8 protein-coding genes are annotated in these 16757 nt (G+C 45.2%); 4 read left to right on the top strand and 4 right to left on the bottom strand.

Annotation, left to right across the window (positions count from 1 at the left end):
* Positions 1 to 104: 104 nt before the first annotated feature.
* Positions 105 to 677 carry a dioxygenase family protein gene (locus tag BSZ04_RS01040; protein ID WP_088879253.1) on the top strand — a complete coding sequence of 191 codons (573 nt, stop codon included), beginning with the start codon at positions 105 to 107 and terminating at the stop codon, positions 675 to 677.
* A 9-nt stretch (positions 678 to 686) separates the two neighbouring features.
* Here the strand turns inward: BSZ04_RS01040 and BSZ04_RS01035 are convergent, their stop codons facing one another.
* Positions 687 to 1517 (bottom strand): LysR family transcriptional regulator, encoded by an 831-nt coding sequence (locus BSZ04_RS01035; RefSeq protein WP_088879252.1) that lies wholly within the window; start codon positions 1515 to 1517, stop codon positions 687 to 689.
* A gap of 118 nt (positions 1518 to 1635) precedes the next feature.
* On the opposite strand from BSZ04_RS01035, the gene BSZ04_RS01030 reads away from it, so the two are divergent.
* Positions 1636 to 2283, top strand: coding sequence for a glutathione S-transferase family protein (locus tag BSZ04_RS01030; RefSeq protein WP_088879251.1), 648 nt, complete (start codon positions 1636 to 1638; stop codon positions 2281 to 2283).
* Positions 2284 to 2514: 231 nt separating this feature from the next.
* Positions 2515 to 3948, top strand: coding sequence for an alpha/beta hydrolase domain-containing protein (locus BSZ04_RS01025; protein ID WP_088879250.1), 1434 nt, complete (start codon positions 2515 to 2517; stop codon positions 3946 to 3948).
* 189 nt (positions 3949 to 4137) lie between these two features.
* On the opposite strand, the gene BSZ04_RS01020 is transcribed toward BSZ04_RS01025, so the two are convergent.
* From BSZ04_RS01020 to BSZ04_RS01010, 3 genes are all read right to left on the bottom strand, one after another.
* A complete protein-coding gene (locus BSZ04_RS01020) occupies positions 4138 to 5787 on the bottom strand; it encodes an ABC transporter substrate-binding protein (RefSeq protein WP_088879249.1) in 1650 nt (549 codons plus the stop codon).
* 388 nt (positions 5788 to 6175) lie between these two features.
* Entirely contained in the window at positions 6176 to 6793 is a 618-nt protein-coding gene (locus BSZ04_RS01015; RefSeq protein WP_071234357.1) for an OmpA family protein, read from the bottom strand.
* A 5-nt stretch (positions 6794 to 6798) separates the two neighbouring features.
* Positions 6799 to 8106: a TolC family outer membrane protein gene (locus BSZ04_RS01010; protein ID WP_038887760.1), complete on the bottom strand. Its 1308-nt coding sequence runs from the start codon at positions 8104 to 8106 to the stop codon at positions 6799 to 6801.
* A 370-nt stretch (positions 8107 to 8476) separates the two neighbouring features.
* On the opposite strand from BSZ04_RS01010, the gene BSZ04_RS25125 reads away from it, so the two are divergent.
* Positions 8477 to 16753, top strand: a complete 8277-nt coding sequence (locus BSZ04_RS25125; protein WP_197697122.1) for a VCBS domain-containing protein — start codon at positions 8477 to 8479, stop codon at positions 16751 to 16753.
* Positions 16754 to 16757 lie beyond the last annotated feature (4 nt).

The raw sequence follows: 16757 nt of genomic DNA, 5'->3' as shown, positions 1-16757 counted from the left end.
AGCCTCTGTGGATGATTCTCTCGCAGGGGCTTTTTTTATATTGGTCGTGGCAAATCGCTCAAGTTTCACCAAACTTAACTCAGTGTATTTGAATTGGTGACACGATGGAACGACGACACTTTTTGGCGCTTTGGACTCTGATCTTTGCACCCAGTTTAAAAGCGAAAACGCCAATGCAACCAACTCCTGAACAAGCAGAAGGTCCATTTTATCCGGTTGTTCGGATTCCTCTTCGATCAAATTTAGTTATTCAGACTCAAGGATTAATCGGGGAGCCCCTCATATTGCAAGGGAAAGTACTGGATACAACAGGAAACCCTGTCTCTGGCATCAAAGTAGAAATCTGGCAATGCGATGGGCAGGGTATTTACGATCATCCCAAGCAGCCAAATAACGATAAGTTTGATGCTCACTTTGCTGGCTTTGGCGCAGTCGAAACTCAATCGGATGGTCGCTACTTGTTTCAGACCTTGTACCCTGTACCTTATGCCTCTCGTCCGCCGCACATTCACGTTAAGTTGTGGCGAGAAAATCAAGAACTTCTGACCACTCAGTTGTACTTGAAAGGCAATACGGGTGATGAATGGTGGGGAGGCAAAGCCCGTGATTATCTACAGTTTGAGACTATACGAATCGACGGGCGATTAACGGGCGAATTTAACTTTGTGATTGGTTAGCGAATCCGGTTAAGCCATTAACTCAACCAATTGCTCCAAGCATTCTTTATCCAGTATTGGATGAGGCTCGACGCCCGTTACCAGCACAATATCCACGGAAGGCAGCGATGGCATATCGTCTAAGATCTTAAGATCCTCGCTAACGCTAATATTGCCCATAGCACCGATAGCCATGCCTGAACGTACAATCGCTCTTTGTGCCGAGGCCGTATTGCAACATGCCAGTAGTTGATAAGGAGTGCCACGTTTGGTTAACCCGTCTACCGCTGCCGCGTGGTATTTGCAGTCGGTTTGGAATAGGGCGAGAGGGAGAGGTCTAGTGTTCTTGATGTTAAAATCAGGGTGAGCAATCCATACGCCTTTGTCACTTGCTAGCCAGTAACCTTCTTCACTGTCCGGTGCTCTTGTCACAATCGCCGCGTCTAGCTTTCCTTCATCGAGTTTTTCTCTCAAGGTGATGCTTGGCTCACTGAAGACTTGAATAGAACATGTGGGTTCAGATTGCTGTAATACACGGATGACTTTAGGCAGGATATTGTCGTTGTAATCTTCTGGGCAACCTAAGCGAAGAGGGCGCTTGTTTTCATAACGTTTCACTTGTTTCAGCGCTTGATTGTGTAAGCTGACTAGTTGCTCTGCATGAGAGCGAAGTGCCAGTCCCGCTTCACTTAAGACAAGGTTACGACCTTCTTTTTCAAACAAACTGACGCTGAGTTCGTCTTCCAGCTTACGCATTTGTGCACTAAACGCTGATTGGGTGCGATTGATCTGCTTAGCTGCACGAGTGAAACTTCCCGTTTCTACAAAAGCAAGAAAGCTGCGTAACGCATCGATATCCATATCTAAAACTCATCCATCGTTTTTGTTGAAGTGTTCCATCAAAACTATCCGTTAGTCCCCTTAAACACAATCAGATATTGTGAATGGGTACTCAAAACACGAACCGCATGGAGGCGTCATGAAACTGTTTATTGCTAACCAAAACTACTCAAGCTGGTCACTGCGTGCATGGCTGATCTTTTCTCAATTCAAATTGAATGTGGAAGTCACCAAGCTGAAGTTGTTCACGGAAGATTTTTACAAGACCTTGGAAGGTATTACACCAACGGCGAAAGTACCTACCTTGGTGGATGGCGATGCAACAGTGTGGGATTCATTAGCGATTTTGGAATACGTAAACGAGCAATACTTGCAAGGTAGAGCATGGCCAAGCAACTCTACAGAACGAGCTAAAGCACGCGCCATCGCATCAGAAATGCACTCGGGTTTCTTTGATTTAAGAAACGAACTACCAATGAATATCCGCGCGCGCAGAAAAGTCGATTTAACGGATGGTGCACGTAAAGATATTGCTCGCATTGACGCTATTTGGGCAGAACAAGCCAAGCTGCATCCGAATGGTTGGCTATTTGGAGAATGGTCAATCGTCGATGCCATGTATGCACCTGTGGCATTGCGTTTCCAAACTTATGGCATCGAGTTATCGGAAGGTGCCAAAGCTTATCAACAGAAGGTGCTAGCAAGTGAATCTCTACAACAATGGCTGGAAGAGGCGAGCCAAGAAACGGATATCGTAGAAGAAGATGAAGCAGGGGTAGAGGTCTAAAAAATAGTGTGTGAGAAGTAGTTGGTCGATATGGGCATTGAAGCCACATTGTTTCGTGGCTTCAGAACTCGCATGGCTGTTGCAGAAACAAGCTATCATTAGAGATGTCAGGCATAAAGGTGGCATCCCGAGTAATAAGCACAATCCCGAGGTGGTTGGGCGTATCTTGTTGTTAAAAATAAAAATATAGATACGTCAACGAAAGTAAATCTACTTCGATGGAGGATTGGTATGCGACGACTTACTTTTAGGAACATCGCTATTGGATTGTTATTAATGATTCAATCCATGGCGCATGCTTCGACGCTAAATGATGTGGATATACAAGAACAAGACGTTGGGAATAAACCGTATTATGTGATTTCCGCTATGTTTGCGGGGGAGGTTGAAGAGCCTAGCCAAACAAGCTCACCGTTTAGTGTCCCTGTCTCTTTAATGATTCCGAAGCAAAGCTGTAATCAGGTTGCGATTGTTGATGTTGTAAACAGCGTACTTTTTGAATTCCCACCCACACCACTTGGTTACATCACGCTAAATATTGGACAAATAATACTCGGAGAAAGCTTCATTTCGGGGAGAGGTGAGAATAGTTTTATTTATGCGAGCGTTATTTGGGATAAAAACGTGGTAGACCAGACGAGTGGAACGATCGTCAAGGGGACGGATGGTTATAGCATCTTGCGACAGTTTGCTCATTTTTTAAAAACGAATGAGGTCCTTGCTATGTTGCAGCTAGAAACTGACTGTGAAATAAAACAAACGATTGGTTTCGGTTGGTCGCAAACTGGTAAGTTGCTAGCGACCATGCTAACGGAAGAGCTCAATGGGAGCATAGAAAATCCCGCCTTTGATGGCTTGTTCCTTGGTGTCGCTGGTGGCATTTGTCGTCATTTAATTAATGATGTGTTTCCTTGGCGATATACTTCTTGTGCAAAAGTGCCTAATAAGCATGTCCCGACGGTCGCTTATAATACACAAAGTGAAACAGAACTTGCTCGCGGAGATGGCAAGTTAAGAAACTCAACGTCGAGCTTAAGTGTTTATGAGTACGCTGGTCTGGCTCATATTGATAAGCAGTTTTTGCCATTTGAAGTGTTGTTTGGTGGTTTAGGGTTCAACTTTAAGCAAAACCCAATTTCTGTTGCGCCTTCCGTTAGAGCCGCGTTTTGGAATCTATATTTGAAAGTAAAAAATGACGTCCCAACACCGAAAAGTCGTACGCTTTTTTCAAAGCCGGATCCTCAGACATTCGTTTCGTTCTTGGATCTAAGAGGGGATGACTCTCTATTGAGTTGGAGTGGTGGCCAGGTTTACATCACTGATTCGAATAGAGATGGCTTCGCCGAAGGCGGGATACGCCTCCCTCACATGCCTAGTTCAAAGCAAAGTCCATTCTCATCTATGCTGGGTGCTCCACTGGGTATCTATGGCGGTATTGATTATGACTATGCCGGTGGGCCTGGGATATTCTTTGCTAACGGTGGGACATTTTTAGAATATGACGACGAAACACTACTAATGCTTTATCCAACTAAGCAAGCGTACATCCAAAGAGTCGTTTTATCGGTTTGGTCCTTGATCTTTGAGCGCTATCTTTTGGTTGAAGACGGAATGATGCTCATAGAGCAAGCTGAGGCATTGCAATTGCCGATATGGGAGCCTTAGGTTTTCGTAAGTAGGCGGTATGCTATGCCACGGCTTCAAGGTCGTTGTAATGCTTAGATACAATCTTCACTTCGACGTTGCGAGCGTGATATTTAAACAGTATCACGCTCGTCGTTTTGTGTGTTTTTAAGAGAGTGGTGATATCTCAAGAAAACAGAAATATGACTTGGGCATCAGCGGTTAGCTTTCTCAGGAATTTATCCTTAGCTTATAGAAATCACTGTATCCAGACTTACGTATTTGTATGCCAGACACTCCTTTTTGACAGGTCACTTGTTCTTGGCCCCAAAATAGCGGCAAGATGCTAGCGCTATGCCTCAATGTGGCCAGTACTTCTACTAATCGTCCTTTGTGTGCTCCTTGAGAGATAGCAGTGTGTACAGCATCAAAGTGTTGATCAAACTCATCTGGGTCAAAGATAAAACGAATACCAGTGCCTGTAAGCAACCATTCGTATGCACCGTATTCTAATGGCGGCTCAATGAGATCTTCAATCATCAACAGATCTGCACTTTCTTTTACGAGCTGGGGTTTACTTGCATCAGATAATTCTACGAACTCTACGTTTAACCCTGTTTGACGAATTAAAGCTACTAGCCAATTGCTCATTTTTTCTAGGTATTTGATGGTCCATTTTGGGTGCGCTAACACAACAGTGCCTGTCAACTTTGGCACATCACTCGTTGGTGCTGACGCTCCAAGCATTTCCATTACATCTAAGTCACTATTGGCAGCAAATTCAAATCGGCGACTTTCTATAAAGGTAAATAACTGTTGCCACGTTTGATCGCTAATTGAACAGCTGGAACGACGGTTATGTGCCAAATAAGAAAAAGCTTGGATCGTGTAACTTTCATTATCATCAGAGTCTTGGTTGTAACTAAGATGCTTATCGAGATCTTCTCCCTGATGGGAGAGGGTAATTTGGTCCAATAGTGCTTTCTTAGCGAAGTAATGATGGTGTTTTTTCATCACTATCTTATCTTCTTCCCAGTACTCTAGCTTAAATGGGCCTGTGCCAATTGCCACACTTCTTTGATGACTAAAGGCTTTGTGGCGTCTGGAAGCGATAGATGCATTCGCGGTAGCGAGGCAGTAGATAAATAAGGGGTTCTCCTGAACAAGCTCGATACAGATAGCTTGTTCTATGTCATCAAAGCTAATTTTGGTGACTTGTTGAAACAACCTTTTTACAGGACCGTCAGTTGTTACTAACTGCTCCAGTGCAATGATGACATCTTTAGCTTCGAGTATGAGACCGTCGTGGCTTAGGATATCCGGACGAAGCCAAATATAGATATACTTACCTTCAGCTTGGTAATCACAGGCTAGGTGGGGTTTTAATTGACCATTAGAATCAATAGTGAATAGGGTATCATAAATGCTTCGTATGACTTGGAGCTCTGAAAAGCGATATGTCACTGATGGATTGAGTTCATTGACCCAAGGGTATTGGCTAATGATAAGAGAATTTGCGTTCTGATTTTCTTGTGCTGCTTCAGCCATTGCTTGGCTGAGTGCACTTGCTGCAACCGTTTTATACGTTTCTAGGTATTTAGGGATAGCATCGAAGTTACCAGTGCTAATTTCATGGTGGATAGTTCTATACAGGGCTTGGTGCATAGAAATCATAACCTTGAGAGTACTAGCTTTTCCACGGCCACGACCTGGTGTCCAGCTTATCCAACCATAGTCATGTAGCATTTTTATAACATTGGAAGTATTACGCCGAGAGGTTGCGAATACGGTTTCTAACTCATCTAAGCTTACTTGATGCAATTGCGAATGATTATAATGATTTAATAATTGACTCAATCTGCGAAGGCATGTTTCGGTCATTTTGCAGCGCCATAGTTTGTAAATAGATAGGAATGCGACACTCGACTTTAGTATGTAAAATAACCAACCACTAGTTTTGGATTAGCTAAGACTTCTCACTGTAACTCGTTCGAAAAAGTGCAATCACTTGTTTAAGTGAAATATGTTACTACTATTTTTATCTGACAGCTTTTATTTTTTATAATTAAATAAGTTAATAATATTTCCTAAAGTAAGTTACAACTATATTAATTAGATGGTTCTTAATTTCGTACGGAGCTCAATTCTCTAAATGAATGGTGGTGATTAGCTTTAGTTTAAGTCAGTAAAATGTACTGATATCTGTTTCATCAAGCCCCTATAGAAAATGCCTCTAGCCATTGATGAAAACTGGCCAGAGGCAGGGGTGTTAGTCTACCTTGGGAAAGGTAGTAAATATCGTCCATTCATCTTTAACCATGCCTTTATGGCCAATGACGGTAGCGGTTACACGACGGTTTAAAGCGTGGCTGACATCATCTGTCCCCAATTTAGCTAAATGGGTATCACCAAAGCCAACAATAGTTAACCTTTCCTCTGAAATGCCTTGCTTAATTAATAGGTTGCGTACGTTACTTGCTCGGCGGCGTGATAGCTCAAGGTTGTAAGTTGCGGTACCAACTTTACTTGCGTAACCCTGTATTTCGATAGAAGTCGTAGGGTACTTCTTAAGGAATGCTGCTAATTCAGTAATCTTACGTTGGAATACTGGATTAATGCTGTCTGAATCATTAGCAAACAAAATCTTAAGTTGATACTGTTCTTCTTTGTTTAGGTAGGTTTCGCAGCCATCATTATCTACTTCGGCACCAACTGGGGTATTCGCACATAGATCACGAGCATTGATTACGCCATCGTTATCTACGTCATGAAGGTCAGCGACTTGAATGTGCTCCGGAGTAGGGATGTAATCGAACTTATCAGTCGCAAATGCACTATTTAGGCTCATTGTTGATAGAGCTAGAAATATTAAGGTATTGTTTTTCATTGTGTTTAGTACTCTACTGGCTGAGTCCATTCTTGCGGAATATCGACGCGCAATGCATCAAGAAGTTTTCCTGTAGAAGTTAGAGTTCGGTATTTAGCGTATTGTTGATCGAACTGCGTTTCGAGGTAGTTTTTGCGGGATTCAAATAGCTCATTTTCAGTATTGAGCAAATCAAGCAATGTACGTTTACCAATGCGGTACTGCTTTTGATAAGCAACAACGGTGTCTGACATTGAATCAACATGTTGGCTTAGAAAGGTTTTTTGCTTGCCAGTCAATTCTAAAGCACTCCATGAGAGACTAAGCTCTTGCTCAACACTTCGGTAGGCACGTTCACGTAGGTCTTTCGCTTTGTTGAGCTGGTAGGCCATACTATCAGTGTTTGCTGAATCTCTGCCGCCATTATATAGGTTATAGCGGACGCGAAGCATAGCAGTGGTTTCAGAACTGTTACCTTCAATACCTCCTGCATCATCACGCCAGTTTTGTGCTGCTTCAACGGAAACTACGGGATAGTGGTTCGCATCTGCTTGCTGGTACTGGAATCTTGCAGAGTCGACATCTGCTAAAGCTATCTTTATCACTGGGTGGTTTTCAAAAGCCTGATTTTTGGCCTCATCCAACGAGTCGGGAATAAAGTTTTGGTCTGCGCGTGGAAAGATCAGATCCTGAGGGTTTTCACCCACTAATCGAATAAATGTGGTTTGCGCATCTTTGTAGTTATTTTGTGCAGCTAGTAAATTGCTGTGAGCTTTTGCTAGGCGACCTTCAACTTGAGTCAAGTCGGCGACTGAGCCTATTCCTGATTCTGTGCGTTTTTTGATGTCAGTATAAATACGCTCGTGCGTATTTAAGTTGCTTTCTGAAAGAGTAATGAACTGCTGTGCCTTAATTACATCCAGATACGCTTTAGCAACTTGTAGGGCAATATTTTGAGCATCAGCAAGCAATTGATAACGTACCGATTCAGCGTCTGCTGATGTGCGATCGATATCGTAAAGAGTTTTAGAACCATCCCAAATCAACTGGCTAAATGTAATTGCAGCTTCTTTACGGGTCATGTCGGTTCTATCTGCGGAGTTCGCAGGATCTATGCCCTCATAACCGATACCTGCGTCTAAATCGATGGTCGGTTTGTATGCACCAGTGGATTGATCAATGATGTAGCGTTTACTCATATATTCATTGAACGCACTTTTGATCTCTGGGTTGGTTGCAAATGTAACCGCTACGGCTTGCTCTAATGTTTGTGCACTGGAATGAAGAGGTATTAACAAACCAAAACAAACAACACTAATACTACTAAGCTTCAAAAGAAGTCTCCCCAAATAATTCGTAACGCTAATTATCTTTAATTTATTGTCTCAATAATGAAACTTTAAGAACCGGATATATTAAAGAAAACGTTTATATCAAATCTGGCTTGGTTAATTTAAGCCATCATTTTAAAAAAATGTAATCGTTGGAACAAAGTCCCTAAAAATAAGCCGCATAACATATGACTTTCTGGGGAAAAATAAAACCACTTTAAAACATGAAACTTAATGTGGGAAAAAGTGCATGTTTTACATTGAGCAAATAATGATAAATTATTAACTAAATGTATCACTGCCTGAAATAATTCTCATTGCCTGATTTAGTCAAGGGGAGGGGTTATTTCATCTGTTAAATGGGGTAATAACTTTGGTTGGAAAGTCAAATTCAACGACGGATAAGTATGTTGTAATCGGTAAAGATGGTCATATTAGAGTAGTTGAATCTAAGGAGAACCTACTTCCGGGTGAGATTGTCGTGGAGACGTTGAATGGTGATTCTCTACCTGCGCATGCCTCATTAGAGCGCAGTGGTACAAATTCAGATATATCTCCTGAAGTTGAGGAAATCATTAAAGCCGTTGCGCAAGGTGATGACCCTACAGAATTAGGAGAAGAATACGCTACTGCTGCAGGTGAGCAATTAAGTTCTAGCTTAACCAATTCCGGAACGATTGAACGTTCAGGGGCTGAACTTCTGGCAAGTACGTTTTTTGAAACTTCAGGTTTAGACAGTGAGCAGAGCGATACCAATGTTTTGCCTGACGTGCATCGTTCTACTGAAATAGATAGTAGTAATTCCACGGCGTTAATTGATGGTGACGACGTGGGGGCAGTAAGAGAAGACGTAACGCTTACCACAGGTGGCAACCTAAACGTGGATGACCCTGATGCAGGTGAAGCGGTCTTCCAACCCCAAACGGACGTTCAAGACGGTAACTGGGGTATTTTCTCTATCGATGAGCAAGGTAACTGGACGTATGAGCTGAACAATAGCCACCCAGACGTTCAAGCGTTGGACGCCGATAGTGATCCGATTATTCGTACCATGACAGTAACATCTGCGGATGGCACGACTCATGACGTTGTAGTCACCATTACTGGTTCAGACGACAACTCCATTATTACGCCAGATCAACCGGGCGATGACAAAGGCGCGGTTCAAGAAGACGTAACGTTGACCACTGGCGGCAACCTAAACGTGGACGACCCTGATGCAGGTGAAGCTGTCTTTCAACCGCAAACAGGCGTTCAAGATGGCAACTGGGGTACGTTCTCTATCGATGCTGATGGCAACTGGACGTATACGCTGAACAACAGTCACCCAGATGTGCAAGCGTTAGACGCTGATAGCGAACCGGTGATTCGCACCATGACAGTGACGTCTGCGGATGGCACGACTCATGACGTGGTTGTGACCATTACGGGCTCAGACGACAAAGCGGTCATTACGCCAGATCAACCGGGTGATGATAAAGGCGCGGTTCAAGAAGACGTAACGCTGACCACTGGCGGCAACTTAAACGTGGACGACCCTGACGCAGGTGAAGCGGTATTCCAACCACAAACCGACGTTCAAGATGGTAATTGGGGTACTTTCTCTATCGATGAGCAAGGTAACTGGACGTATACGCTGAACAACAGTCACCCAGATGTGCAGGCGTTAGACGCTGATAGCGATCCGGTGATTCGCACCATGACAGTGACGTCTGCGGATGGCACCACTCATGACGTTGTAGTCACCATTACTGGTTCAGACGACAACTCCATTATTACGCCAGATCAACCGGGTGATGATAAGGGCGCAGTTCAAGAAGACGTAACGCTAGCCACTGGCGGTAATTTGAATGTTGACGACCCTGATGTTGGTGAAGCAGCCTTCCAGCCTCAAACTAACGTTCAAGATGGCAATTGGGGCACTTTCTCTATCGATGCAGATGGTAACTGGACCTATGAGCTGAACAATAGCCACCCAGACGTGCAAGCGTTAGACGCCGATAGTGAACCCGTTGTTCGCACTATAGCTGTGCAGTCCGTCGGAGGGGGAGCGCATCAAATTGTAGTGACGATTACGGGCTCAGACGACAAAGCGATCATCACACCAGATCAACCGGGTGATGATAAAGGCGCGGTTCAAGAAGACGTGACGCTGACCACTGGCGGCAACTTAAACGTGGATGACCCAGATGCAGGCGAAGCGGTCTTCCAGCCCCAAACCGACGTTCAAGATGGCAACTGGGGTACCTTCTCTATCGATGAGCAAGGTAACTGGACGTATACGCTGAACAACAGTCACCCAGACGTGCAGGCGTTAGATGCTGATAGCGAACCGGTTATTCGCACCATGACAGTGACGTCTGCGGATGGTACCACTCATGACGTGGTTGTGACGATCACCGGTTCAGACGACAAAGCGATCATCACACCAGATCAACCGGGTGATGATAAAGGCGCGGTTCAAGAAGACGTAACGCTGACCACTGGCGGCAACTTAAACGTGGACGACCCTGACGCAGGTGAAGCGGTATTCCAACCACAAACAGACGTTCAAGATGACAATTGGGGTACTTTCTCTATCGATGAGCAAGGTAACTGGACGTATACGCTGAACAACAGTCACCCAGATGTGCAAGCGTTAGACGCTGATAGCGATCCGGTGATTCGTACCATGACAGTGACGTCTGCGGACGGCACGACTCATGACGTGGTCGTGACGATCACGGGCTCAGACGACAAAGCGATCATCACACCTGAACAACCGGGTGATGATAAAGGCGCAGTTCAAGAAGACGTAACGCTGACCACTGGCGGCAACTTAAACGTGGACGACCCTGATGCAGGTGAAGCGGTATTCCAACCGCAAACCGACGTTCAAGATGGCAACTGGGGTACTTTCTCTATCGATGCTGATGGCAACTGGACGTATGCGCTGAACAACAGTCACCCAGACGTGCAAGTGTTAGACGCTGATAGCGATCCGGTGATTCGTACCATGACAGTGACGTCTGCGGATGGCACGACTCATGACGTGGTTGTGACAATTACGGGCTCAGACGACAAAGCGATCATCACACCAGATCAACCGGGTGATGATAAAGGCGCGGTTCAAGAAGACGTAACGCTGACCACTGGCGGCAACTTAAACGTGGATGACCCTGATGCAGGTGAAGCGGTATTCCAACCGCAAACAGGCGTTCAAGATGGCAACTGGGGTACGTTCTCTATCGATGAGCAAGGTAACTGGACGTATAAGCTGAACAACAGTCACCCAGATGTGCAAGCGTTAGACGCTGATAGCGATCCGGTGATTCGCACCATGACAGTGACGTCTGCGGACGGCACGACTCATGACGTGGTCGTGACGATCACGGGCTCAGACGACAAAGCGATCATCACACCAGAACAACCGGGTGATGATAAAGGTGCGGTTCAAGAAGACGTAACGCTGACCACTGGCGGCAACTTAAACGTGGATGACCCAGATGCAGGCGAAGCGGTCTTCCTGCCCCAAACCGACGTTCAAGATGGCAACTGGGGTACCTTCTCTATCGATGGGACTGGTAAATGGACGTATGAGCTGAACAACAGTCACCCAGATGTGCAAGCGTTAGATGCTGATAGCGATCCGGTGATTCGCACCATGACAGTAACGTCTGCGGATGGCACGACTCATGACGTGGTTGTGACAATCACGGGCTCAGACGACAAAGCGATCATCACACCAGAACAACCGGGTGATGACAAAGGCGCGGTTCAAGAAGACGTAACGTTAACCACTGGCGGCAACGTAAACGTGGATGACCCTGATGCAGGTGAAGCGGTCTTCCTGCCCCAAACCGACGTTCAAGATGACAATTGGGGTACCTTCTCTATCGATGAGCAAGGTAACTGGACCTATAAGCTGAACAACAGCCACCCAGATGTGCAAGCGTTAGACGCTGATAGCGATCCGGTGATTCGCACCATGACAGTGACATCTGCGGATGGCACGACTCATGACGTGGTTGTGACAATTACGGGCTCAGATGACAAAGCGATCATCACACCAGACCAACCGGGTGATGATAAAGGCGCGGTTCAAGAAGACGTAACACTGACCACTGGCGGCAACCTAAACGTGGACGACCCTGATGCAGGTGAAGCGGTCTTCCAACCGCAAACAGACGTTCAAGATGACAATTGGGGTACCTTCTCTATCGATGAGCAAGGTAACTGGACCTATAAGCTGAACAACAGCCACCCAGATGTGCAAGCGTTAGACGCTGATAGCGATCCGGTGATTCGCACCATGACAGTGACATCTGCGGATGGCACGACTCATGACGTGGTTGTGACAATTACGGGCTCAGATGACAAAGCGATCATCACACCAGACCAACCGGGTGATGATAAAGGCGCGGTTCAAGAAGACGTAACACTGACCACTGGCGGCAACTTAAACGTGGAGGATCCTGATGCAGGTGAAGCGGTCTTCCAACCTCAAACAGACGTTCAAGATGGCAACTGGGGTACGTTCTCTATCGATGAGACTGGTAAATGGACGTATGAGCTGAACAATAGCCACCCAGACGTGCAATCGTTAGACGCCGATAGCGATCCGGTGATTCGTACCATGACAGTAACATCTGCAGATGGCACGACTCATGACGTGGTTGTGACTATTACTGGTAACAACGATGCTCCTGAATTTATTAGTGGAACGAATGATAGCCACGGCCTAGATGAAGATGGTAAAGCTGATACCGATAGTTACCAATTTAGCATTAATGAGAATGCTGTTGCTGGCGTAATTGGGCAGGTTGAGGCATTTGATGTCGATAAAGGTAGCAATGTAACTTATCAGTTAACCAATCATACTGACCTCTTTGAAATAAACAGTCACACAGGTGAGATCAGCGTTAAAAGTGGCGTAGTCTTTGACCATGAAACGTCAGATAGCTACCAACTATTGGTAGAAGCTGAAGACCAGTCTGGGGCAAAGGATACGGCCAACGTCAATGTCGTGATAAATGACATTAACGAAGCTCCAATCGCTGAAGATGACAAAGGTATTGAGAAAGAGACTAAGGTTTTAGATCACACGAACTGGGACGACAGTGCAGATATTAGTGTGGACTACTACATCGTTGATACCAACACAGGTAACAAAATCGGTGACGCTAACATGGCGGATTACACTGGTGACGGTGGTACGCATAAGTTTGGGGTTAGCTCTTCCTTAGATGGTGGTACGGATCAGGTAAAAGACGGTCAAATTGGGTTCGATGATGCTACTTCACACAGTGAGGCTATGCGTTTCACTTTCGCTGATGGACAAGTCGCAGATCATGCTGAAGTTCAAGTTGAAAATCTTTGGAGCTTTTGGGAGCCTGGAGTTGAGCGCGGTGTTTGGAAGGCTTACTACAAAGGTGAGGTTGTCGCTTCGGGAGTATTTGAAGGAACTGGCAATGGTAAGCAAGTTGTAAGTATTGATGCGGATGGTCGATATTTTGATAGCATTGAAATGTCAGCCGTGGGTTACAAAGATGGCTTGGTTGATCCTAAGGGGTCGGAGTACTTTGTAACACAAGTTTCTGCCGATTTGACGAGCTTTGATGAGGACTATCAAACAACAGGAGCCGGTATTCTAGAGCTGGATGTGTTAGCGAATGATAGCGATCCAGACGGTGACGAACTGACTATTATTAACTACCCACAAACAGAATATCTAAACTTAATAGATGGCAAATTGGTGTTTGATGCAGCCAAGTATCTTGAGTCATTGCCAGAAGATCAGCGCACGATTAAGACAGGGGAAATAAAGGAATACTCATTTGAATACGTCATTGAAGATGCGGATGGCCTAACTGATAAAGCTGAAGTGACAGTGCATGTAGTAGGTGAGCCTATTTCACTGGATGATTCGCATATCACGCTCGATGAGTCTGCAGTTGGTGCGAACTCTAGCGTACATGCTGAAGGTGATTTAGTTGCCAGCCTTGGTTCTGCATCAGATGCTGAGTTCCGATTTGATTCTGAACAGAATCTGGAGAACGTTACCAGTGAAGGCAAGCCAGTTGTGTTTGAAGTGAGTGATGATCGCGGTACTTTAACCGGATATGTTGGCTCAGGTGATGATAAGGTCAAAGTCATTGAAGCGAGCATTGATGGTAAAACTGGGCATTACACCGTCGAGCAATATGAGCCAGTAGATCACTCGGAACTCGGTGCTGACACGTTAGATATCCCTGTTAGCGTTCAAGTGGATGCGGGTGGCCGAGTTGAAAATGCAACTTTGCACCTTGGTGTTGTTGACTCTCTACCCTCAGTTAATTCAGAGCACCATGAAATCATGGATGTTGATCCACAAAACAACAGTGTTGTTATCGCGTTAGATGCATCGGGTTCAATGTGGGATGACATGGTTAAAAACGAGCAAGGCGTTGAAGTTACCCGCTGGGACCTAGCACGCAGTGCAATTAAGACCATGTTTGAAAAGTATGATGATCTTGGTGACGTTCGATTTAAGATTGCGACGCACTCAGGTTATCCAGATGGTCAAACGTCTGAATGGCTGGAATCGGTAGATGATATTGATGCTTACTTGGATTCGATTGGTCGCGGCGGCTGGACGCCATATAGCCAAGCGATTGACCAAGTAAATGCTGCCTTAACTGACCTTAGCCAAGAAACAGATGACACTAGCAATCATCAGCTTTACTTTATTTCGGATGGTGCGCCAAGCGACTTCAACTCATGGACTACTACGTCAGATCCTGCATATGCAGAGTTACGCGAGAGCTTAATGAAGTGGTCTACAGCAGACGATTTTGAAAGTGAGCAGCGCTACGAGTACTTAGCTAATGGTTGGGATCAACCGACAGAAGCTGAGCAAAGCATCATTCTTGAAAATGCGATGGAGCGCAGTATCGGGTCGAGTGGTGCATCTTTAGAGAACATCTGGTCAATTGGCATTGGTGCTGGTGCAGATTTGAAGTATCTAGAACCAGTTGCAACCGATAAAGGCTCTGCTCTAGTAGTAACTGACGACTCACAAATAGAGGGGCTTCTGAACAAAACAGTATCAGGACAGCTTCAAAGCAATCTTCTAGATGAGATCGGTGGTGATAGCCAATGGGTGGATCAAATTGAAGTTGATGGTGAAACCTATCATTACAATAAAGCTGATGGCACAGTAAGTACAAGTAATGGGGCGGTTATCTCTCTACACTCGCTAGCAGAGATCGACACTGAGCATGGTACGCTAACCCTTAACTTTGAGAATGGTCGCTATGACTACAAAGCGACGAATGTTAAGGGGCATCAACAAGAAAAATTCAATATCACCGTTATCGATGCAGACGGCGATACAGCGACTGGTGAAGTGACAATCGATATTCGAGATCGCGCTCCTGAGTTTATTAGCAATACTGATGCAGATCAGACTCATGGAACCGATGTCAGCGGTATGCCAACTGCGGATAATGCAACTTTTAACGTTGCGGAGCAGGAAGCTGGATTGTTGGTGGGTAAGGTTAAAGCTTTCGACCCTGATGGTGCAGATACCATTAAATACGAGCTAAGTGGCGGTGATGCCAATTTATTCCGCGTAGATTCAAATAGCGGTGAGATTTGGCTTAAAGACGGAGTTAAGCTAGACCACTCTGTTCAGGATAGTTATCAGTTGGAAGTCACGGCGACGGATGGTACGGACAAAGACACAACTCAGGTCACTCTAAATGTAACTGAAAACCATGCCCCAATTTCACCTGAACCAATTGCTGGTGAGTTGCTGTCAGGAAGCCAAGATGCAGATGGCGACATCATGACAGTCTCTTTGGCTGATGGGGATTTCACTCTTTTGAGTGCTGATTTGCATGATGCCACCGTCGACCAAGACCTTGTTTCTTCGACGAGCCAAGTCGATGGGAGCTTACATGTAGAAACGGCATTTGGCTTGTTAGAGGTCGAGTCAAACGGCAGTTACAGCTTTACACAAAGTGATAGCTTTACCTTAGAAGGTAACCAACAAGTTGATCTTAATTTTCTCTTTAAAGTGTCAGACGGAAGAGGCGGGGTGAGTGACAACGTCTTTACTCTAACACTTAGTGAATCAGGTGCAGACGTCGCTTCTACTGAGCGTCATGCTGTCATGGGTAATGACCTGGCCAACTTGCTTGATGGTAGTGAGACTATTGATATCATGCTGGGACAAGACGGTGCAGATACCTTAAATGGCGCTGCAGGCGATGACATCCTAGTGGGTGGTCTTGGCAATGACATTCTCATCGGAGGTTTAGGGAATGATATCCTAACGGGAGGTGAAGGGAGCGATACGTTTACTTTCACCAATGAGTCTTTAAGTTCTGAAGCATCTATGGATGTCATCAAAGACTTTAATCTCGGTGAAGATAAATTAGACTTGAGTGATATTGTTTCACCAGTAGATGATGATGTGGCAGCCATGGAAGCCTTGCTGGATCACGTCAGCGCTAGTTTTGATGGTGAACAGGATACCCTCAACCTAACGATTACTAATGAGACTGGCCAATCTACATCGGTCGCACTGGAGCACTTTGACATGTCTGGCCTAGAACTGGGCGCATCAGCGACGTCGCATGAAATTGTTGACCAATTGTTCCAGCATCAAGTGTTTACAACTGACTAAAAAT

This window comes from Vibrio rotiferianus (assembly GCF_002214395.1).
Lineage (GTDB): Bacteria > Pseudomonadota > Gammaproteobacteria > Enterobacterales > Vibrionaceae > Vibrio > Vibrio rotiferianus.
The sequence above is the reverse complement of the archived record's forward strand: the minus strand, read 5'-3'. Positions and strand labels throughout refer to the sequence as shown.

What these genes read in the sequence shown, in the direction of transcription:
- BSZ04_RS01040 (WP_088879253.1), top strand. Translation starts at nt 105, where the DNA reads ATGGAACGACGACACTTTTTGGCGCTTTGGACTCTGATCTTTGCACCC.
- BSZ04_RS01035 (WP_088879252.1), bottom strand. Translation starts at nt 1,517, where the DNA reads ATGGATATCGATGCGTTACGCAGCTTTCTTGCTTTTGTAGAAACGGGA.
- BSZ04_RS01030 (WP_088879251.1), top strand. Translation starts at nt 1,636, where the DNA reads ATGAAACTGTTTATTGCTAACCAAAACTACTCAAGCTGGTCACTGCGT.
- BSZ04_RS01025 (WP_088879250.1), top strand. Translation starts at nt 2,515, where the DNA reads ATGCGACGACTTACTTTTAGGAACATCGCTATTGGATTGTTATTAATG.
- BSZ04_RS01020 (WP_088879249.1), bottom strand. Translation starts at nt 5,787, where the DNA reads ATGACCGAAACATGCCTTCGCAGATTGAGTCAATTATTAAATCATTAT.
- BSZ04_RS01015 (WP_071234357.1), bottom strand. Translation starts at nt 6,793, where the DNA reads ATGAAAAACAATACCTTAATATTTCTAGCTCTATCAACAATGAGCCTA.